This window comes from Caulobacter sp. CCH9-E1 (genome assembly GCF_001556515.1).
Classification (GTDB): domain Bacteria; phylum Pseudomonadota; class Alphaproteobacteria; order Caulobacterales; family Caulobacteraceae; genus Caulobacter.
In genome coordinates this window covers 60,936-79,877 of record NZ_LSJA01000109.1, presented here as the reverse complement: position 1 = coordinate 79,877, position 18,942 = coordinate 60,936, and the positions used below count along the sequence as shown (strand labels likewise).

Sequence of the window (18,942 nt, the reverse complement as noted above, 5' to 3'; positions counted from 1 at the left end):
GGGCCCGCCGCCGATCACCAGGGTCTCCACGTGCTGGCCCATCCGCCCCCTCCGATGCCGCTTGGGCAAATCCCGCTTCGATACAGCATGGGGCGGCTTGGTTAAGGCCCTCTCGCGAGGCGTGGTGAAATGGTCGTTAATCGTGAATCGGGACGATTGGCCGCGCCCGCAGACGCCGCCCCAAGTCGTCTAGCCGACTCTGGGCGCATCCTTCTGGCGGTCATCCGCGTTGTGGCGGTCGAGGGACCTTCACCGCGAGAACAGACATGGCTCGTCTCTTCATCATCGGCATGGTCGTCGGGGCCATCGCCCTTCCCGCCACCCTGGCGCCCAGTCCGGCGGACGCAGCCTCGTGCCGCAGCCGCAAGACGACCGGAACCGTGATCGGCGGCCTGGGCGGCGCCCTGGTCGGCAACGCGATCTCCAAAGGCGGCGGCGGTCTGCTGGTCGGCGGCGTCGGCGGCGCGCTGGTCGGTCGTGAGATCGGCAAGAGCGGCTGCCACCGCACCCGCACCGTCTATTACGAGACCGGCTCGCGCGCGGCCTCCGCCCCGCGCAATGAACCGCGCCCGGTGCGTCAGGTCTATTACGACCACATGGGCAACCCGGTCGCCACCGGAGAGGTCCGCAACGGGTCGTTCCAGCCGGTTTCGTCCGCGTCGAGCGGCGGCGTCTGCCGCGACGCCACGATCTCCTACTACGACGAGCGCGGGCGCCTCAGCCAACGCGCCGTCCAGATCTGCCCCCGCTAACCGAACCGGAAATCCAGATGACGAACCTCAAGCCTGTGATGGCCGTCCTGGCCGTCGCCACCCTGGGTCTCGCCGCCTGCGAGGACCGTGACCACGACGGCATGGCCAATCCGAAGATCTGCGCCGACTTCAAGGCCGCGCCCAGCGTGACGGCCGCCGCCGATCCGGCGACGCCGGTCGAGGAATGCACGCGCCGCTGGGCCTATAGTCTGGCCGGATCGCGTGACAGCGCCGAGGCCGTGGCCGACGCTGTGGTCGCCGCCTGCGCGCCGGCGCTGAGCAAGTGGAATCAGGCCTCGCTGGGCCAGGCCGCGCCAAGCGGCGGCGAGCAGGCCCTGAGCCTGACGACCGGCCAGCCGACCAATCCTCTGGCCGAGCACAGCGCCTTCGCCCAAGGCCGCGCCCTGTTCTACGTGGTCCAGGCCCGCGCCGGCCGCTGCAAGGCGCCGCCGGTCAAGAACGGCGTCCCGGAAGGGCTCTGAGGTCGCTCAGCCTGCGCGGGACGCCTGCTCCCACTCCAGGAACTCGGGCGTCTCCAGCAGACGTTCGGCATAGGCCCCGGCCGCGCCGGCGTCGCCATAGTCGGACGGGTGGATTTCGTACGTCCGGAAGCGCGTCGCCACCGGCGTGAAGAAGGCGTCGGCGATCGACCATTCGCCCAGCAGGAACGGTCCGCCCGAGCGCTTGAGCAGCTGGCTCCAGCGCTCGACGATCTTGCGGACGTCCTTCTGGGTGGCCTCGGAGATGTCCAGCTTGCGCGGCGTCTGGTCCAGCGCCATCGGGCACTCGCCGCGCAGGGACTGGAACCCCGAATGCATCTCGGCGGTCGCCGAGCGTCCCAGCGCCCGTAAAGCCGGGTCGCGCGGCCAGAGGTTCGCCTCCGGGAACTTCTCGGCCAGGTATTCGCAGATCGCCAGCGAGTCCCAGACCACCAGGTCGCCGTCCCTCAGCGCCGGGGCCAGCTTGCTGGGCGAATAGGCGGCGATATCGGCGGTCGTCGCCTCGCCGCGTCGCAGCTCGATCTCGATCTCCTTGAACGACTGGCCGGTGCGCTTGAGCGCCAGCCACGGCCGCAGCGACCAGCTTGACCACCGCTTGGTGCCGATCACGAGTTCCATGGGCTTTCCTCCGCTGACGAAAATGCCGGCTGGCCCTTGGGCTTAGCCTGCGTCTATGGTCGCCTCAACGATTAGAACAGACGTTCGAGGAAGAGACGCCATGGCCAAGGACGGCCCGATCGCGCCCGCCGGCTCGCCGCTGATCGCTCCGGTCTCGACCGCCTATCGACGCTACGCCCTCTGGGTGCTGCTGATCATCTACACCCTGAACTTTCTCGACCGGCAGGTGGTGAACATCCTGGCCGAGCCGATCAAGCAGGAGCTTGGCCTGGCCGACTGGCAGCTGGGCATGATGACGGGCCTGGCCTTTGCGATCTTCTACACGGTGCTGGGCATTCCGATCGCGCGGCTGGCCGAGCGCAAGAACCGGCCGCTGATCATCTCGGCCTCGGTCGCCGCGTGGAGCGCCTTCACCGTGCTGTGCGGCTTCGCTCAGAACTTCTGGCACCTGATCCTGGCCCGCATCGGCGTCGGCGTCGGCGAGGCCGGCTGCACTCCGCCCGCCCATTCGCTGATCACCGATTATGTGCCGAAGGAGAAGCGAGCCAGCGCCATCGCCTTCTACTCGATCGGCACGCCGCTGGGCACCTTGGTCGGCATGGCGATGGGCGGACTGGTGGCGGACGCTTATGGCTGGCGCGTCGCCTTCATGGTGGCCGGCGCGCCTGGCGTCGTGTTCGCCGTGATCGCCGCCCTCACCCTGGTCGAGCCGCGCAAGCAACTGGCCGCCGATCTGGCCGCCCGCGCTTCCCAACCTATCGGCTTTGGCGCGGCGCTCGCGGTGCTGATGGCCAAGAAGACCTTCTGGCTCGTCGCCCTGGCCGCGGCGATCAAGGCGTTCATCGGCTATGGCCAGGCGCCGTTCACCGCGTCGTTCTTCTTCCGCAACCACACGGCGGAGTTGGCGAGCTTGGCGGCCGGGTTCGGTCTCAAGTCCGCCGGCTTTCTCGGGCTGTCCCTGGGCCTGATCGGGGGTACGGCCGGCGTGGCCGGCGCCTGGCTGGGCGGCGTGATCGCCGACCGCTACGGCGCCAGGGACATCCGCGCCTATGTGGCCGCGCCGGCCGTCGCCTCGCTGGTGGCTGTGCCGGCCTATATCGCCGCGATCAACCTGCCCGGCGCCGTTCCGGCCCTGGTTCTGCTGGTCCCGTACTATCTGCTCAGCGCCCTGTGGTACGGCCCCGTCTACGCCACGACCCAGAGCATCGTCGATCCGGCCATGCGCGCCACGGCCGCAGCGGTCCTGCTGTTCATCATAAACCTGATCGGCCTGGGCCTTGGGCCGCTGGGCGTGGGCCTGCTGAGCGACTTCTTCGCCGGCCCGATCGGCATGGGATCGGCCGAAGGCGTCCGCTGGGCGCTGATTGTCTCGGCCCTGATGGGCGTGGTGTCGTTCGCGCTGTTCTGGCGCGCCCGCCACACGATCGCGGGCGACATGGTCTCGTAAATCCAGGCGCGCCAGGGGCCTTGAAATTTAGCCCCTGGCGCTTTGCCTTCCGCTCCGCCACAGTCCCTTCAAGAATTAGAACAAATGTTTGAAGGGAGAGAGTCAGGATGGCCGACGCGCGTGCGTCCGGCGGCGATCGGCCGCTTTATTCGAATGGGTACAAGGCCGCGGTGCTGGGTCTGCTGCTGGCGACCTACACCTTCAACTTCATCGACCGGACGATCATCGCCACCATCGGTCAGGCCATCAAGGTCGACCTCAAGCTGACCGACACCCAGCTGGGCCTTCTGGGCGGGCTCTACTTCGCGCTGCTGTACACGATCCTGGGCATCCCGATCGCGCGGCTGGCCGAGCGCTATAACCGCGTCACCATCATTTCGGTATCCTTGGTGATCTGGTCCGGCTTCACCGCGCTCTGCGGCGCCGCCACGAGCTTCGCCCAGCTGGCCCTCTTCCGTTTCGGCGTTGGGGTCGGCGAGGCCGGCTGCTCGCCGCCCAGCCACTCGCTGATCAGCGACTATTTCGAGCCCAAGAAGCGCGCCTCGGCCCTGTCGATCTACTCGTTCGGCATCCCGCTCGGCACCATGTTCGGCGCGGTGGCCGGCGGCTGGCTGGCTCAGGAGTTCAGCTGGCGCGTGGCCTTCGTCATCGTCGGTCTGCCGGGCGTCCTCCTGGCCCTGATCGTCAAGCTGGTGGTCAAGGAGCCGCCGCGCGGCCATTCCGAGATCGTCGAGCGACCGATCGAGGCCGAGGATCTGGTCGTCGAGCCCGCCGCCAAGCCGCGCTTCTCGCTGAGCCAGGAGTTCTCCGAGCTCTGGGCGGTGACCAAGATCCTGTTTGGCAAATGGCCCGTTCTGCACATGGTGCTGGGCGTCACCATCGCTTCGTTCGGGTCCTATGGCTCAGGCGCGTTCGTGCCGCCATACTTCGTGCGGACCTATGAACTGGGCCTGGCGCAGGTGGGCCTGATCGTCGGCCTGATCGGCGGCTTTTCGGCCGGGGTCGGCACGCTGGTGGGCGGCTTCCTGTCCGACTGGGCCGGCAAGAAAAGCGCCAAGTGGTACGCCCTGACGCCGGCCATCGGCCTCCTGATCTGCACGCCGATCTACATCCTGGCCTACCTGCAGACCAGCTGGCAGGCCACCGCCCTGATCCTGCTGATCCCGGGCATCTTCCACTACACCTATCTCGCCCCGACCTTCGGCGTGGTGCAGAACTCGGTCGAGCCGCGCCGACGGGCCACGGCCACGGCGTTGCTCTTCTTCTTCCTCAACCTGATCGCCCTGGGCGGCGGCCCTGTCTTCACCGGCTGGCTGATCGACCACCTGGCCCAGTTCAACTTCAACAACCCGGACTCGACCGGCGCCCTGCGCGCCCTGGTCGGCTCGTTCGGCGAGGCAGGCGCCCAGAACTTCACGGCCAGCTGTCCTGGCGGCCTGGCGCCAAAGGGCTCCGCGCCCGAACTCGCCAAGGCTTGCGCCGGCGCCATGGCCCGCTCGACCCAGCAAGGCATCATCGTCTCGCTGTGCTTCTACGCCTGGGCCGGCATTCACTACGCCCTGGCGGCGATCGGGCTGGTCAAGCACATGAAGGAGCGGGCGGGGGCCTAAGGCCGAAGATGCTCCCCCGCGTTGCGGGGGAGCTGCCGCGGAGCGGCTGAGGGGGCTAGCTGGACATCGGCCGCGCTCGCCCCCTCCGGCCCCCTGGGCCACCTCCCCCGCGATGCGGGGGAGGATCTATTCCGCGCTAAGTAATAACCCTCTTCCCTTGACTTGACGGCCCGCCCGGCCGAAACGCCCGCCCATGATCAGCCGCTACGCCCGCCCCGAAGCCGCCGCCATCTGGTCCAGCCAGACCAAGTACAAGATCTGGTTCGAGATCGAGGCCCACGCCGCCGACGCCATGGCCGAACTTGGGGTCATTCCCAAGATCGCCGCCGAGACGATCTGGGAAAAGGGCCGCGACGCGGTCTGGGACAGCGATCGCATCGACGAGATCGAACGCGTCACCAAGCACGACGTCATCGCCTTCCTGACCCACGTGTCGGAAATCGTCGGTCCGGAAGCCCGCTTCCTGCACCAGGGCATGACCAGCTCCGACGTGCTGGACACCTGCTTCGCCGTGCAGCTGTCGCGCGCCACGGACCTGCTGCTGGAAGATGTCGACCTGGTTCTGGCCGCGCTGAAGCGCCGCGCCCTCGAGCACAAGATGACCGTCTGCGTCGGCCGCAGCCACGGCATCCATGCCGAACCGATCACCTTCGGCCTGAAGCTGGCCGGTTATTACGCCGAGTTCCAGCGCGCCAAGGAGCGCCTGGCCATGGCCAAGTTCGAGATCGCCACCTGCGCGATCTCGGGCGCCGTCGGCACCTTCGCCAATGTCGATCCGCGGGTCGAACAACACGTGGCCGACAAGATGGGCCTGGCCGTCGAGCCGGTCTCGACCCAGGTGATCCCGCGCGACCGCCACGCGGCCTATTTCGCGGCCCTGGGCGTCGTCGCCTCGTCGGTCGAGCGCCTGGCCACCGAGATCCGCCACCTGCAGCGCACCGAGGTCCTGGAAGCCGAGGAGCCCTTCGATCCGGGCCAGAAGGGCAGCTCGGCCATGCCGCACAAGCGCAACCCGATCCTGACCGAGAACCTGACGGGCCTGGCCCGCCTGGTCCGTTCGGCCGTGGTTCCGGCGATGGAGAACGTCGCCCTCTGGCACGAGCGCGACATCAGCCACTCGTCGGTCGAGCGCGGCATCGGCCCCGACGCCACCATCCATCTCGACTTCGCCCTGCGCCGCCTGGCCGGCGTCATCGAGCGCTTCAACATCTATCCCGACAACATGGCCAAGAACCTGGACAAGCTGGGCGGCCTGGTCTTCTCGCAACGGGTCATGCTGGCCCTGACCCACAAGGACGTCAGCCGCGAGGACGCCTACGCGGCCGTCCAGGGCAACGCCATGAAGGTCTGGCGCGGCGAAGGCCGGTTCCTCGACTTCCTGAAGGCCGACCCGGTGGTCTCCAAGGCCCTGACGGCCGCAGAGCTCGAGGAACTATTCGACCTCGGCTACCACACAAAGAACGTCGACGTGATCTTCAAGCGCGTCTTCGGCGAGCAGGCCTAGGGTCTTGAGCGACGCGCCGATCCTGCGCCTGAACCCGGCGCTTGATCCGGCCGCGTTCGCGGCGGCCTACGCCCGCGAGGGCGTGGCGCGCATCCCCGACGTGTTCGAACCGGCCGTGGTCGATCGCCTGGCCGGCATCCTCGAGCAGACGATCGACTGGGATGTCATCTGCTCGGACGAGCGAGGCGAGGCCGAGGTCCTGGACCGGGCGCGTCGCCAGGCCCTGGGCGGCGAGGCGGTGGTCCAGCGGCTGCACGCCGCCACGACCCGGGCTCGCGAGGGCTTCGCCTATGTCTATCTCGGCTATCCGATGATCGACGCCTATCTGGCCGGTCGCGATCCGGGGCATCCGATCCACGCCGTGACAGAGTTCCTCAATAGCGAGGCCTTCATCGGCTTCTGCGCGGCGGTGACGGGCGAGACGACCGTCACCAAGATCGACGGCCAGGCGACCTGCTACCGCCCCGGCGACTTCCTGACGCTGCACGACGACACCGGCGTGGGCGAGCGTCTGGCGGCCTACACCCTGGGCCTGACCCGGCGCTGGCGGCCGGACTGGGGCGGCCAGCTCCTGTTCCACGACGCTAAGGGCGATGTCGAGCGCGGTTATGCGCCGGCCTGGAACACCCTGACCCTGTTCCGCGTGCCGCGCGTTCACTCGGTCGCGCCCGTCGCGCCCTACGCTGGCGCGCCGCGCCTGATGGTCACCGGCTGGCTGCGGAACGACCCGCCCCATGTCGGCGGTTAAGCGGGGGTTTTCCCCGGTTGTCGACGCGGCCACGCGCGTCCTGATCCTGGGCAGCCTTCCTGGCGAGGCGTCGCTGGCCGCGCGGCAATACTACGGCAATCCGAGGAACGCTTTCTGGCGACTGATGGAGCAGGTGCTCGACATCCCGCTCGTCGCGCTTAGCTACGACGAGCGCCTCTTGGCCCTGCTCTCCCATGGCGTGGGCCTGTGGGACGTGATCGCCGAGGCCGAGCGGCCTGGCAGCCTGGACTCCGCCATCCGCGATCCGGCGGCGAACGACCTGCTGGCCTTGATCGAGACCTTGCCGAACCTGCGCGTCGTGGCGTTCAACGGCGGGACGGCCGCCAAGCTGGGCGGGAAGCTGCTCGGCGACCGTGTTCCGGCCATCGCCCTGCCCTCCTCCAGTCCAGCGCACGCGGCGCGGACCTTCGAGGACAAGGCCAAGGTCTGGCGGCGGTTGGCGCCTTTCGCGCGATCGAACAGCGCCCCCTAGACGAAAAAGCCCGCGCCACCGGTTCTAGCGACGCGGGCCAAGCGCCTGGGAGGATTAGGCGATGTTCTTGACCGGTACGTTTTCGACGTGGGTCGTCACATAGTTGAAGCCGCCCGAGCCGTTCCACTGCTGATCCACCGAAAGGGCCGCGGTGAAGTTGGCGAGGAAGGAGCCGATCGCCGGCGGCGGCACGCTGTAGACGAATTGGCCCTGCAGCGAGACCAGCTGGTGATTGGGACCAAACCCGGTCTGATAGATCTGGCCGGTCACGGGGAACCGGTGGTTGCCGCCCTGAATGGCCTGGGTGATCTCGGCGATGCCCGCCACGTGGCCCGAGGCCGCCTGGACCGACAGCGCCAGATTGACCAGCGGGGCGCCCGGCGTGCCGGCGTTTCCGACCACCGCCTTGACGAAATACAGACCCAGCACATCGCTGGCGGTCTTTTGGGTGTGAAGCGTACCGACGTCAGAAGTCATTGGACGTTCTCCCTGCTTTTAGGCGACCCGTGGGGATCGCCGGGCGGCACATTGAGCTTTCGCGCCGGAGACGCCAGATAAAACCTGAGCGAAAATTTGAATTTCTAACAGCCTATGCTTGCATAACGATCCGAAGCTCGCCTTATGGCCGTTAACCAACTCCGGACGTGGCAAGGCCTTCCGGAAAGCGGGCCAGGCCAACTCCACCCTAGGTGTCTTTAGAATAAATCGAACGCCGCGCCGTCGCCGATCGCGCACGAAAAAGGCCGCTCCGAAGAGCGGCCCCATTCATCCGGCGATATCGCCAGCGCTTATTCGCCGGACTTGATCTGCTCGCGGGCCTGAGCCAGCAGCTCGGCCATCTTCATGCGGACCTCGCCTTCGCCGATCGAGACGCCCGAGCCCTTCAAGTCTTCGAAAACCTTGCGGAAAACGTCGTCGTCGCCCGGCTGTTCGAAGTCGGACTTGACCACGGCGCGCGCATATTCCTCGGCGGTCGCCAGGCCCATCAGGCCAGCCGCCCACTCGCCCAGAAGGCGGTTGCGGCGCGCGGCCGCCTTGAATTCCAGTTCCTGGTCCAGCGCGAACTTACGTTCGAAACCCTGCTCGCGTTCGTCGAAGGTGGTCATGAAGGCCCCAAAGTCGCCCGCTTGCGTGGCCAGATTCATCGATCTGGCCACGCAAGCTCTAATTCTAAACATTTTGAGCATGATGGTCGCCAAAACCGGCGTCCACTTTCGGCTATCATGCTCCTAGGGCGGCTGCATATATCGTGCCGCTTCCATCCGCAATCTCGGGATCGTCCCGAGGCGGCGTTTATGGTCCTAGCATAAACCAAACCGCCCGCGTTTATTTGCGCGCGCGCGCTCATTCGGGTAGGTTCCGCCGGACATTTTTTAGTGAGCGGCCTTGAGTCGAAAGCCGCGCGCAGCTATCCGCCGCGCGCGCTTTTCGTTTCTCGGGAAGTTTTTCCGGTCTCCGGAAAGTTTTCGGGCAAGGGCGGCGCGCGCTTCCAAAAAGGGCCTCGACGAGAGCCATGACGACCCGTCGCAAGAAGATTTACGAAGGCAAGGCCAAGATCCTGTACGAGGGCCCCGAGCCCGGCACCCTGATCCAGTACTTCAAGGACGACGCCACCGCGTTCAACGCGCAGAAGAAGGCGGTCCTGGAGGGCAAGGGCGTCATCAACAACCGGATCAGCGAGTACATCATGACTCGCCTGAACTCGATCGGCGTCCAGAACCACTTCATCCGCCGCCTGAACCTGCGCGAGCAGCTGATCAAGGAAGTCGAGATCGTCCCGCTCGAGGTCGTGGTCCGCAACATCGCCGCCGGCTCGATCGCCACGCGCCTGGGCCTGACCGAGGGTCAGCCCCTGCCCCGCTCGATCATCGAGTTCTACTACAAGGATGACAAGCTCGGCGATCCGATGGTCTCCGAGGAGCACATCACCGCGTTCAACTGGGCCGCGACCCAGGAGATCGACGACATGATGGCCATGGCCCTGCGCGTCAACGACTACCTGTCGGGCCTGTTCAGCGGCGTCGGCATCACGCTGGTGGACTTCAAGATCGAGTTCGGCCGCGTCTACGAAGGCGACTTCTCGCGCATCATCCTGGCCGACGAGATCAGCCCCGACAGCTGCCGCCTGTGGGACGCCGCGACCAACGAGAAGCTGGACAAGGACCGCTTCCGCCGCGACCTCGGCAACGTCATCGAGAGCTATACCGAGGTGGCCCGCCGCCTGGGGATCATGAAGGAAATGCCGACCGTCATCCAAGGCGGCATGCACTAGGTTTGGGTTCTCCTCCCCCGCTGGCGGGGGAGGTGGCGCGCGGCGCGGCCGCGTGACGGAGGGGGCGCAAAGCCCGATGCGGCGGATGGCCGGGCGACACCCCCTCCACCGCTTCGCGGTCCCCCTCCCCCGTTACACGGGTGAGGAGATTTAGAGTGAAAGCCACCGTCCACGTGTTCCTGAAGCCCGGCGTGCTCGACGTCCAGGGCAAGGCCGTCGAGAACGCCCTGCATGGCCTGGGCTGGCCCTCGGTCAAGGACGCCCGCGTCGGCCGCGTGATCGAGTTCGACCTGCCCGAGACCGACGCCGAGAAGGCCAAGGCCGAGGTCAAGGCCATGTGCGAGAAGCTGCTGGCCAACACCGTGATCGAAAGCTACCGCGTCGAGGTGGCTTAAACGGCGAAGCTGCTCCGCAGCATCGCCAGGCTGGTCTCCCGGATGGGCTCCAGGTCCATTCCGGGATCGATCAGCAGCTGGGTCGACAGCCCCAGCAGCAATGACCCCACCATCAGCGCCGCCGCATCGGCGTCGAGGCCGTCGCGGATCACGCCTTCGGCCTGGCCCCGCAGGACCATCGCCTCCAGCCGCTCTTCGGCGCCCTTGTGCGCCAGGGCGAAGGGCGCCCGCAGCTCCGACACGTCGGCCACCGCGCCGGCCAGCAGCACGAAATAGGCCCGCATCTCGCCGTCCCGCGACAGGTTCGTCAGGAAGGCGTCGACGAAGCCCAGCACCGCCTCCAGCCCGTTGATCTGGTCGAGGCGGCGATCGTCCATCAGCGCCTCCAGCCTCGCCTGCAGCCGGGCGATCAACGCCTCAATCAGCCCCTGCTTGGAGCCGAACCGCTGGGTGACCAGTCCCCGACTGTAACCGGCCCGCAGCCCGATGTTCTCGAAGGTGGCCGCCGCCACGCCCTGCTCGGCGATCAGCTCGGCGGCGGCGCGCAGCAGCTCGGCCTCCGATTGCTGGCGGCGATCGGACTGGGTGCGGCGCTCGGGAACCTTAAGGGACGACGTCATCTTGCAGAACTTAGTTATTTGTTGGACAACAAGCAAATAATTGAGATGGCCGGAGAGCCATCCTCGGGAGAACCAGGAGGCCTGCATGACGATTCCCGCCGACATCGCCAAGGACATTGTCGATCCCACCGCCTATGCCGACGGCGACCGCGTCGACCAGGCCTTCGCCTGGCTGCGCAAGGAGGCGCCGCTGGACGTCGCCCAGCCCGAGGGCTTCGATCCGTTCTGGGTCGTCACGCGTCACGCCGACATCCTGGAGGTCGAGCGCCAGAACGAGCTGTTCCACAACGGTGATCGCGCCACCGTGCTGACCACGATCGAGGCCGACCGCAAGGTGCGCGAGATGATGGGCGGGTCCCCTCACCTGGTCCGCTCGCTGGTGCAGATGGATAACCCCGACCACTTCGCCTATCGCAAGGTCACCCAAGGCTCGCTGCTACCGCAGAACCTGCGGGCGCTGGAGGCCCGGATCCGCGAGATCGCCCGCGGCTTCGTCGACCGGATGGCCGAGCACGGCGACCGCTGCGACTTCGCCCGGGACGTCGCCTTCCTCTATCCGCTGCACGTGATCATGGAGGTGCTGGGCGTCCCCGAGAGCGACGAGCCCCGCATGCTGAAGCTGACCCAGGAACTGTTCGGCAACGCCGACCCGGACCTGAACCGCAGCGGCAAAACGATCACCGACGCCGGCGAAGGCGTCGACAGCATCCAGTCCGTGGTCATGGACTTCATGATGTACTTCAACGCCATGACCGAGGATCGCCGCGCCAAGCCACGCGACGACCTGGCCAGCATCATCGCCAACGGCAAGATCAACGGCGAGCCGATGGGCCATCTGGAGGCGATGAGCTACTACATCATCGCCGCCACGGCCGGCCACGACACCACCTCCTCGACCACCGCCGGCGCGCTGTGGGCCCTGGCCGAGAACCCCGAACAGTTCGCCAAGGTCAAGGCCGACCCGTCGCTGATCTCGGGCCTGATCGAGGAGTCGATCCGCTGGGTCACGCCCGTGAAGCACTTCATGCGCACCGCCACCGCCGACGCCGAACTGGCGGGCAAGAAGATCGCCAAGGGCGACTGGCTGTTCCTGTCCTACCCGTCCGGCAACCGCGACGAGACGGTGTTCGAGGACCCGTTCAGCTTCAAGGTCGACCGTACGCCCAACAAGCACGTCGCCTTCGGCTACGGCGCGCACATTTGCCTCGGCCAGCACCTGGCGCGGATGGAGATGCGGGTGCTGTGGGAGGAGCTGCTGCCCCGCCTCGACAGCGTCGAGCTGGACGGCGCGCCCACCCGCATGACCGCCAACTTCGTCTGCGGCCCCAAGGCCGTGCCGATCCGCTTCAAGATGCACTGAGGCGAGCGATGAGCGCGGAACCCTTCAAGGTCTGGCAGTGCCGCACCTGCGGCTACATCTATGACGAGGAACAGGGCGATCCCGCCGAGGGCCTCGCGCCCGGCACGCGCTGGGCCGACATCCCCGCCGGCTGGATCTGCCCGATGTGCGGCACGCCGAAGTCCGACTTCGACATGATCGAACTGTAGAAAAGCGCGTCCGCCCCCTTCCGCTCGAAGCTTCGCCACACGATGTTCGCTCCCGAGCGAAAGGGAGACCCTCGATGAGCGCGAAGTTCCACCTGGCGGAGGTCAATGTCGGTCGCCTGAAGGCCCCGATCGATCACCCGATGATCAAGGACTTCGCCGACAACCTCGACCGCATCAACGCCCTGGCCGAGGGCTCGCCAGGCTTCGTCTGGCGTCTGAAGGGCGACGGCAACAACGCCACGGACCTGGCGATCGGCGGCGACCCGCTGTTCATCCCCAACCTGTCGGTCTGGGAGGACATCCCGTCCCTGGGCGCCTACGTCTATCGCAGCGGCCATGTCGAGATCATGCGCCGCCGCCGAGAATGGTTCGAGCACATGGACCTTTACATGGCGCTATGGTGGGTTCCGGCCGGCCACACGCCCACGGTCGAGGAGGCGCTGGAGAAGCTCGCGCACCTGGAGGCTCACGGTCCGACACCGGCCGCCTTCACCTTCAAGTCCCCCTTCCCGCCACCCACCGGCGAGGCGGTGGAGCCGGAATTGGATCAGTGCGCGTAATATCGGTCCGACGTGACTGACATTCCGTCCGAACGGTGATACAGGCCCGCGCCATGAAAGCCGCCGTCATCGTTTTTCCGGGTTCGAACTGCGATCGTGACTGCAAGGTCGCCATCGAGCGCTCCGCAGGGGCGCGCGTCGAAATGGTCTGGCACCAGGAGACGGCCCTGCCGGACGACCTGGACCTGATCGTTCTGCCCGGCGGCTTCTCCTACGGCGACTACCTGCGCTGCGGCGCCATGGCGGCCTTGAGCCCCGTGATGAAGGAAGTCGTCTCCGCCGCCGACAAGGGCGTGGCGGTCGTGGGCATCTGCAACGGCTTCCAGGTGCTGACCGAGGTCGGCCTGCTGCCCGGCGCCCTGCTGCGCAACGCCGGCCTCAAATACGTCTGCAAGCCCGTCGAGCTCGACATCGTCAACGGCCAGACCCGCTTCACCGCCGGCTACGGCGAGCAACGGCAGGCGGTCATGACGGTCGGTAACGGCGAAGGCAACTACTTCGCCGATGAAGAGACGCTGGACCGTCTCGAGGGCGAAGGCCAGGTGGTGTTCCGCTACAAGGAAAACCCCAACGGCTCGGCCCGCGACATCGCCGGCATCATCAACGACAAGGGCAACGTCCTGGGCCTCATGCCCCACCCCGACCGCGCCTTTGACGCCGACCTGGGTTCGGAAGACGGCGCGATCCTGTTCCGCAGCATCTTCCAGAGCGCCTGATCCCGCTCCGTTCTCGGATAAAAATGGGCTAACCGGCGCTGTTACGGTGTAGCAGCCGCGAATTCCCAGTCCTAAGGTGCCGCCCTCTGTAGGAGGGCCATTCATGCGTTTCGTTTCCGCCTTGCGCGCCGGCTTACTCGCCGCCGCGGCGCTTTCCGTGTTCGCCGCCACGGCGCACGCCCAGATCACGGCGATGACGCCGGACATCGACGGCAAGTACGTCCAGACCAAGGTCAATTACGACTACGACAAGCGCGTCGTGATGGCGCCCATGCGCGACGGGACCAAGCTCTACACGGTCATCGTGGTCCCCAAGGGCGGCAAGAACCTGCCCATCCTGCTGACCCGCACCCCCTACAACGCCGCCAAGCGCGCCGCCCGCGCCGACAGCCCGCGCATGGTCGCGGCCATGCCCCAGGGCGACGAGCCGTTCGTGGCCGACGGCGGCTACATCCGCGTCTTCCAGGACATCCGGGGCAAGTACGGCTCGGAAGGCGACTACGTGATGACGCGGCCGCTGAAGGGGCCGCTGAACAGCTCCGAGGTCGACCACTCCACCGACGCCTACGACACCATCGACTGGCTGGTGAAGAACGTGCCCGAGACCAACGGCAAGGTCGGCATGCTGGGCAGCTCGTACGAGGGCTTCACGGTCGTGATGGCCCTGGTCAATCCGCACCCGGCGCTGAAGGCCGCCGCGCCGATGAGCCCGATGATCGACGGCTGGATGGGCGACGACTGGTTCCAGTACGGCGCCTTCCGCCAGATCAACTTCGACTACTTCGCCCGCCAGACCAGCGTGCGCGGCGCCGGCGAAGGCGTCCAGCGCCAGGGCTATGACGACTATACGAACTTCCTGCGCGAGGGCTCGGCCGGCGACTACGCCAAGAACCACGGCCTGGACCAGCTGGCCTGGTGGAAGAAGCTGGCCGAACACACCGCCTATGACAGCTTCTGGAGCGAGCAGGCGCTGGACAAGACCATGGAGAAGACGCCGCTGAAGGTGCCGACCATGTGGATCCAGGGCCTGTGGGACCAGGAGGACATCTGGGGCGCGGTGCGCTCGTATCCGGCGCTGGAGTCCAAGGACAAGAACAACGACATGAACTACCTGGTGCTGGGCCCTTGGCGGCACAGCCAGGTCAACTACGACGGCTATAACCTGGGCCCGTTCAAGTGGGACGGAGACACCGCGCTGCAGTTCCGCCGCGACGTGCTCAAGCCCTTCTTCGACCAGCACCTGAAGGACGGCGCCAAGGCCGACACCCCGCCCGTGCTGATCTATGATCCGGGCCAGAACAAGTGGAACCGGTACGCCAGCTGGCCCCAGGGCGGCGGCGAGGGCAAGCCGGGCAAGGCGCTCTACCTCGACGCCAAGGGGGCCCTGTCCTTCTCGGCGCCGGCACCGGCCAAGGGCGCGGCGGCCTATGACGAGTATGTCTCCGATCCGGCCAAGCCCGTTCCCTACGTGCAGCGCCCCGTGCAATTCGCCGATGGCGACCGCTGGAAGGCCTGGCTGGTTAGCGACCAGCGCCACGCCGAGAGCCGCACCGATGTCGTGACCTATGTAACCGAGCCGTTGAAGGAACCGCTGAAGATCGCCGGCGTGCCGAAGGTGAACCTGTTCGCCTCGACCAGCGGCACCGACAGCGACTGGGTGATCAAGCTGATCGACGTCTATCCGGACGAGGTCCCCAGCCAGCCCGAACTGGGCGGCTATCAGCTGCCGGTCGGCATGACCATCTTCCGGGGCCGCTATCGCGAGAGCTTCAGCCAGCCCAAGGCCCTGACGCCCAACAAGGCGCTGAAGTATCAGTTCATCCTGCCGACCGCGAATTACACCTTCAAGCCGGGCCACCGGATCATGGTGCAGGTCCAGTCCAGCTGGTTCCCGCTCTATGACCGCAACCCGCAGACCTTCGTGCCGAACATCTTCTTCGCCAAGCCGTCCGACTATGTGAAGGCGACGCAGCGGGTGTTCCACGCGGGCGACACGGCCAGCTTCATCGAGCTGCCGGTCGTCGACGCCAAGTAGACGCAAGAAGGGCCGGCGGTGATCCGCCGGCCCTTCCTCTACGGAGAGTCTCGTCGATCAGACGCGGCCGGGATTGCCTTGGCCGCCGCCCTGCCCAGCCTGACCCGCTTGGCCGCCTTGCTCGCGCTGTTGCGGGTTTTGCGGGTTTTGGGTTTGGCCGCCTTGTTGCTGTTGCTGGCCAGGCGCTTGGCGTTGCTGGTCGTTTTGCTGCTGCTGCGGATTACGGTCTTGTTCGGCCATAGGGCTTCTCCTTCGGTTCACAGCGCGCTCGTGACGCACGGAAAGAAAACGGGCGCGGAGTCCTGACGTTCCTCCGGTCAAGCCGCCTTAATTCCACTCAAGCTCATGGATTCACTCGACTTTGATGGTGATGAGCGCGCGCGGTCGCGACGATCGCCCTCGCCTCTCGACGAAGAAGTCCGCTGGAGTGTGGCGGAATCCCGGGGACCGGGTTAGAAGGCGCGCCCATGAGCACGCCCCAAAAGCCCATGGCCGAATTGGCCGCCGAGTTCGGCCTGAAACCCGCCGAGTACGACGTCGTTCTGAAGCGCCTGGGCCGCGAGCCCAATCTCGTCGAGTTGGGCGTGTTCTCGGTCATGTGGTCCGAGCACTGCTCGTACAAGTCCTCGAAGAACCAGCTGAAGAAGTTCCCGATCAGCGGTCCGCGCGTGATCTGCGGTCCGGGCGAGAACGCGGGCGTCATCGACATCGGCGACGGCGACGCGATCATCTTCAAGATGGAGAGCCACAACCACCCCTCGTACATCGAGCCCTATCAGGGCGCGGCGACGGGCGTGGGCGGCATCATGCGGGACGTCTTCACGATGGGCGCGCGGCCGATCGCCCTGCTGAACGCCCTGCGCTTCGGCGAGCCCGACCACCCAAAGACCAAGCGCCTGGTGGACGGCGTGGTCGCCGGCATCGCCGGCTACGGCAACTGCGTGGGCGTGCCCACGGTCGCGGGCGAGACCAACTTCCACAAGGGCTACAACGGCAACATCCTGGTCAACGCCATGTGCGTGGGCCTGGCCAAGGCCGACAGCATCTTCTACTCGGCCGCCCCGGGCCCGGGCCTGGCGGTCGTCTATTTCGGCTCCAAGACCGGCCGCGACGGCATCCACGGCGCGACCATGTCCTCGACCGAGTTCACCGAGGACTCGGAAGAGAAGCGTCCCACCGTCCAGGTCGGCGACCCCTTCGCCGAGAAGCTGCTGATCGAGGCCACGCTGGAGCTGATGGCCACCGGCGCGGTCGCCGCCATCCAGGACATGGGCGCGGCGGGCCTGACCTCGTCGTCGGTCGAGATGGCCGGCAAGGGCGGCGTCGGCATCGAGCTGAACATGGACATGGTCCCTCAGCGCGAAGAGGGCATGAGCGCCTATGAGATGATGCTGTCGGAAAGCCAGGAGCGCATGCTGGCGGTCCTGAAGCCCGGCCGCGAACAGGACGGCCACGCCATCTTCGAGAAGTGGGGCCTGGACGCCGCCGTCATCGGCCACACCACCGACACCGGCCGCCTCGTTTTGAAGCATCACGGCGAGACGGTCTGCGACGTGCCGCTGGCCCCGCTGTTCGACGACGCGCCGCTCTACGACCGCCCGTGGGTCCAGCCCAAGCTTGATCCGCGCCTCGACCCGGGCCAGGTCCCCGCCCCCACCGACTGGACCCAGGCGGTGCTGAAGGTCATCGGTTGCCCCGACATGGCCTCCAAGCGCTGGCTGTGGGAGCAGTACGACCGCCACGTGATGGCCGACACGCTGGAAGACAGCGCCACCGGCTGCGACGCCGGCATCGTGCGCATCCACGGCACGGGCAAGGCCATCGCCGTCACCAGCGACTGCACGCCGCGCTACGTCCAGGCCGACCCGTACGAGGGCGGCAAGCAGGCGGTCGCCGAGGCCTGGCGCAACCTGACGGCCGCCGGCGCCCTGCCGATCGCCATCACCGACAACCTCAACTTCGGCAGCCCCGAAAAGCCCGAGACCATGGGCCAGATCGTCCGCGCCACCGACGGCATGGCCGAGGCCTGCCGCGCGCTGGACTTCCCGGTCGTGTCGGGCAACGTCAGCCTCTACAACGAGACCAACGGCGTCGCCATTCCGCCGACCCCGACCGTCGGCGCCGTGGGCCTGCTCGAGGATTACGACCTCCGCACGGGCTTTGGGTCTGTGGCCGAGGGGGATGCGCTCGTGTTGATCGGCGAGACGCACGGCGAACTCGGCGCCTCGATCTATCTGCGCGAAATCCTGGGCCGCGAGGACGGCGCCCCGCCGCCGGTCGACCTGGCTGTCGAGCGCAAGAACGGCGACTTCGTGCGCGGCCTGATCGCCTCGGGCCTGGTGGCCGGCGTCCACGACCTGTCGGACGGCGGCCTGCTGGTCGCCGCGGCCGACGTGGCCCTGGCCAGCAAGGTCGGGATCACCCTGAACGCCACCAGCGACGCCCACGCCCACCCGTACCTGTTCGGCGAGGACCAGGCTCGCTACCTGATCGCCACGCCCGATCCCGACGCGGTGCTGGACGCGGCCAAGGAGGCCGGCGTCCACGCCATGGTCGCGGGCGTCGCCGGTGGGAACGCTTTCGCTTCGACGGATCTTTTCAGCATTCCGCTGGACACGCTGCGCGCGGCGCACGAATCCTGGCTGCCGGGCTACATGAACGCCCCCAAGGCCTGATCGAAGCTCGACAGTATGCGTATTCTGGCCCTGACCGCCCTCGCCGCCCTGGTGCTCGTCGGCTGCGCGCCGACCGCCCAGCCGGCGGCGCCGACGGCGGCGAGCCAGGCCTCCGCCTGCGCGGCCAAGGGCGGTACGATCCAGCCCGTCGGCAGGGCGCAGATCCCAACCTGCGTCACGCCCTATGCCGACGCCGGCAAGGCCTGCGCCGACAAGAGCCAGTGCCAGGGCGCGTGCATCCTGGAAGGCAATCTGGAGCCGCAGGGCGCCGTCACCGGCCAGTGCCAGAAGACCGACCGGCAGTTCGGCTGCTACGCCAAGGTGGAGAACGGCAGGGCGACGGCCGTGATCTGCGTGGACTGACGCAGGCCGTCGCGCCGCACGCCAGACGGGCCTATCGCAACTTGAACGCTAGGCAACGCGCGGTAACTTGCGTCCTCGTCGAGGGA

General features: G+C 67.1%; 21 protein-coding genes. 17 read left to right on the top strand and 4 right to left on the bottom strand.

The genetic code is table 11. From position 1 onward, the window contains the following. Positions 1-266: 266 nt before the first annotated feature. Positions 267-752 (top strand): hypothetical protein, encoded by a 486-nt coding sequence (locus AX690_RS07230; protein WP_066683784.1) that lies wholly within the window; start codon positions 267-269, stop codon positions 750-752. Positions 753-769: 17 nt separating this feature from the next. Continuing rightward, entirely contained in the window at positions 770-1,234 is a 465-nt protein-coding gene (locus AX690_RS07225; protein WP_066683781.1) for a hypothetical protein, read from the top strand. 6 nt (positions 1,235-1,240) lie between these two features. On the opposite strand, the gene AX690_RS07220 is transcribed toward AX690_RS07225, so the two are convergent. Further along, positions 1,241-1,870 carry a glutathione S-transferase family protein gene (locus tag AX690_RS07220; protein ID WP_066683779.1) on the bottom strand — a complete coding sequence of 210 codons (630 nt, stop codon included), beginning with the start codon at positions 1,868-1,870 and terminating at the stop codon, positions 1,241-1,243. Between the two features lie 100 nt (positions 1,871-1,970). Here AX690_RS07220 and AX690_RS07215 point away from each other — a divergent pair, with 100 nt between their 5' ends. The 5 genes from AX690_RS07215 to AX690_RS07195 all read left to right on the top strand — a co-directional run bounded on the left by AX690_RS07215 (position 1,971) and on the right by AX690_RS07195 (position 7,672). Continuing rightward, a complete protein-coding gene (locus AX690_RS07215; RefSeq protein WP_066683778.1) occupies positions 1,971-3,317 on the top strand; it encodes an MFS transporter in 1,347 nt (448 codons plus the stop codon). Positions 3,318-3,424: 107 nt separating this feature from the next. Next, the gene (locus AX690_RS07210) at positions 3,425-4,927 is read left to right on the top strand and encodes an MFS transporter (protein WP_066683775.1); all 1,503 of its coding nucleotides are present in this window, start codon (positions 3,425-3,427) and stop codon (positions 4,925-4,927) included. Positions 4,928-5,120: 193 nt separating this feature from the next. Beyond that, positions 5,121-6,431 carry an adenylosuccinate lyase gene (gene purB / locus AX690_RS07205; RefSeq protein WP_066683770.1) on the top strand — a complete coding sequence of 437 codons (1,311 nt, stop codon included), beginning with the start codon at positions 5,121-5,123 and terminating at the stop codon, positions 6,429-6,431. 4 nt (positions 6,432-6,435) lie between these two features. Then, entirely contained in the window at positions 6,436-7,179 is a 744-nt protein-coding gene (locus AX690_RS07200; protein ID WP_066683766.1) for a 2OG-Fe(II) oxygenase family protein, read from the top strand. Beyond that, complete coding sequence (locus AX690_RS07195) at positions 7,166-7,672, top strand: DNA-deoxyinosine glycosylase (protein ID WP_066683764.1); 507 nt, start codon at positions 7,166-7,168, stop codon at positions 7,670-7,672. Before AX690_RS07200 ends, AX690_RS07195 begins: the two co-directional genes overlap by 14 nt. 54 nt (positions 7,673-7,726) lie before the next feature. Here AX690_RS07195 and AX690_RS07190 read toward each other — a convergent pair whose 3' ends face one another. Both AX690_RS07190 and AX690_RS07185 read right to left on the bottom strand, forming a co-directional pair. Continuing rightward, positions 7,727-8,149, bottom strand: coding sequence for a DUF1842 domain-containing protein (locus AX690_RS07190; RefSeq protein ID WP_066683762.1), 423 nt, complete (start codon positions 8,147-8,149; stop codon positions 7,727-7,729). Positions 8,150-8,460: 311 nt separating this feature from the next. Then, positions 8,461-8,778: a DUF1476 domain-containing protein gene (locus tag AX690_RS07185; protein WP_066683802.1), complete on the bottom strand. Its 318-nt coding sequence runs from the start codon at positions 8,776-8,778 to the stop codon at positions 8,461-8,463. A gap of 407 nt (positions 8,779-9,185) precedes the next feature. Between AX690_RS07185 and purC the strand changes: the two genes are divergently transcribed. Further along, positions 9,186-9,944, top strand: a complete 759-nt coding sequence (gene purC, locus AX690_RS07180; protein ID WP_004619432.1) for a phosphoribosylaminoimidazolesuccinocarboxamide synthase — start codon at positions 9,186-9,188, stop codon at positions 9,942-9,944. Between the two features lie 155 nt (positions 9,945-10,099). Further along, positions 10,100-10,339: a phosphoribosylformylglycinamidine synthase subunit PurS gene (gene purS / locus AX690_RS07175; protein ID WP_066685810.1), complete on the top strand. Its 240-nt coding sequence runs from the start codon at positions 10,100-10,102 to the stop codon at positions 10,337-10,339. Here purS and AX690_RS07170 read toward each other — a convergent pair. Beyond that, a complete protein-coding gene (locus AX690_RS07170; protein ID WP_082769545.1) occupies positions 10,336-10,959 on the bottom strand; it encodes a TetR/AcrR family transcriptional regulator in 624 nt (207 codons plus the stop codon). The genes purS and AX690_RS07170 overlap by 4 nt on opposite strands. Positions 10,960-11,044: 85 nt before the next feature. Between AX690_RS07170 and AX690_RS07165 the strand changes: the two genes are divergently transcribed. The 8 genes from AX690_RS07165 to AX690_RS07130 all read left to right on the top strand — a co-directional run bounded on the left by AX690_RS07165 (position 11,045) and on the right by AX690_RS07130 (position 18,856). Then, positions 11,045-12,319, top strand: a complete 1,275-nt coding sequence (locus AX690_RS07165) for a cytochrome P450 (protein ID WP_066685809.1) — start codon at positions 11,045-11,047, stop codon at positions 12,317-12,319. A gap of 8 nt (positions 12,320-12,327) precedes the next feature. Next, on the top strand, positions 12,328-12,507 hold the full coding sequence (locus tag AX690_RS07160; RefSeq protein ID WP_013078381.1) for a rubredoxin: 180 nt from the start codon (positions 12,328-12,330) through the stop codon (positions 12,505-12,507). 74 nt (positions 12,508-12,581) lie between these two features. Continuing rightward, a complete protein-coding gene (locus AX690_RS07155) occupies positions 12,582-13,067 on the top strand; it encodes a DUF3291 domain-containing protein (protein ID WP_066685807.1) in 486 nt (161 codons plus the stop codon). Positions 13,068-13,120: 53 nt separating this feature from the next. After that, positions 13,121-13,783 (top strand): phosphoribosylformylglycinamidine synthase subunit PurQ, encoded by a 663-nt coding sequence (gene purQ / locus AX690_RS07150; RefSeq protein WP_066685806.1) that lies wholly within the window; start codon positions 13,121-13,123, stop codon positions 13,781-13,783. Between the two features lie 103 nt (positions 13,784-13,886). Beyond that, positions 13,887-15,818, top strand: a complete 1,932-nt coding sequence (locus AX690_RS07145) for a CocE/NonD family hydrolase (protein WP_066685804.1) — start codon at positions 13,887-13,889, stop codon at positions 15,816-15,818. A 78-nt stretch (positions 15,819-15,896) separates the two neighbouring features. Next, positions 15,897-16,124 (top strand): hypothetical protein, encoded by a 228-nt coding sequence (locus AX690_RS22790; protein ID WP_156449598.1) that lies wholly within the window; start codon positions 15,897-15,899, stop codon positions 16,122-16,124. A gap of 161 nt (positions 16,125-16,285) precedes the next feature. After that, complete coding sequence (purL, locus tag AX690_RS07135; protein WP_066685800.1) at positions 16,286-18,493, top strand: phosphoribosylformylglycinamidine synthase subunit PurL; 2,208 nt, start codon at positions 16,286-16,288, stop codon at positions 18,491-18,493. Between the two features lie 15 nt (positions 18,494-18,508). Further along, positions 18,509-18,856, top strand: a complete 348-nt coding sequence (locus tag AX690_RS07130) for a hypothetical protein (protein WP_066685799.1) — start codon at positions 18,509-18,511, stop codon at positions 18,854-18,856. Positions 18,857-18,942 lie beyond the last annotated feature (86 nt).

Bases quoted from the DNA above. Each gene is read 5' to 3' on its own strand.
- AX690_RS07230 (WP_066683784.1), top strand. From the start codon at position 267: ATGGCTCGTCTCTTCATCATCGGCATGGTCGTCGGGGCCATCGCCCTT.
- AX690_RS07225 (WP_066683781.1), top strand. From the start codon at position 770: ATGACGAACCTCAAGCCTGTGATGGCCGTCCTGGCCGTCGCCACCCTG.
- AX690_RS07220 (WP_066683779.1), bottom strand. From the start codon at position 1,870: ATGGAACTCGTGATCGGCACCAAGCGGTGGTCAAGCTGGTCGCTGCGG.
- AX690_RS07215 (WP_066683778.1), top strand. From the start codon at position 1,971: ATGGCCAAGGACGGCCCGATCGCGCCCGCCGGCTCGCCGCTGATCGCT.
- AX690_RS07210 (WP_066683775.1), top strand. From the start codon at position 3,425: ATGGCCGACGCGCGTGCGTCCGGCGGCGATCGGCCGCTTTATTCGAAT.
- purB (WP_066683770.1), top strand. From the start codon at position 5,121: ATGATCAGCCGCTACGCCCGCCCCGAAGCCGCCGCCATCTGGTCCAGC.
- AX690_RS07195 (WP_066683764.1), top strand. From the start codon at position 7,166: ATGTCGGCGGTTAAGCGGGGGTTTTCCCCGGTTGTCGACGCGGCCACG.
- AX690_RS07190 (WP_066683762.1), bottom strand. From the start codon at position 8,149: ATGACTTCTGACGTCGGTACGCTTCACACCCAAAAGACCGCCAGCGAT.
- AX690_RS07185 (WP_066683802.1), bottom strand. From the start codon at position 8,778: ATGACCACCTTCGACGAACGCGAGCAGGGTTTCGAACGTAAGTTCGCG.
- purC (WP_004619432.1), top strand. From the start codon at position 9,186: ATGACGACCCGTCGCAAGAAGATTTACGAAGGCAAGGCCAAGATCCTG.
- AX690_RS07170 (WP_082769545.1), bottom strand. From the start codon at position 10,959: ATGACGTCGTCCCTTAAGGTTCCCGAGCGCCGCACCCAGTCCGATCGC.
- AX690_RS07165 (WP_066685809.1), top strand. From the start codon at position 11,045: ATGACGATTCCCGCCGACATCGCCAAGGACATTGTCGATCCCACCGCC.
- AX690_RS07160 (WP_013078381.1), top strand. From the start codon at position 12,328: ATGAGCGCGGAACCCTTCAAGGTCTGGCAGTGCCGCACCTGCGGCTAC.
- AX690_RS07155 (WP_066685807.1), top strand. From the start codon at position 12,582: ATGAGCGCGAAGTTCCACCTGGCGGAGGTCAATGTCGGTCGCCTGAAG.
- purQ (WP_066685806.1), top strand. From the start codon at position 13,121: ATGAAAGCCGCCGTCATCGTTTTTCCGGGTTCGAACTGCGATCGTGAC.
- AX690_RS07145 (WP_066685804.1), top strand. From the start codon at position 13,887: ATGCGTTTCGTTTCCGCCTTGCGCGCCGGCTTACTCGCCGCCGCGGCG.
- purL (WP_066685800.1), top strand. From the start codon at position 16,286: ATGAGCACGCCCCAAAAGCCCATGGCCGAATTGGCCGCCGAGTTCGGC.
- AX690_RS07130 (WP_066685799.1), top strand. From the start codon at position 18,509: ATGCGTATTCTGGCCCTGACCGCCCTCGCCGCCCTGGTGCTCGTCGGC.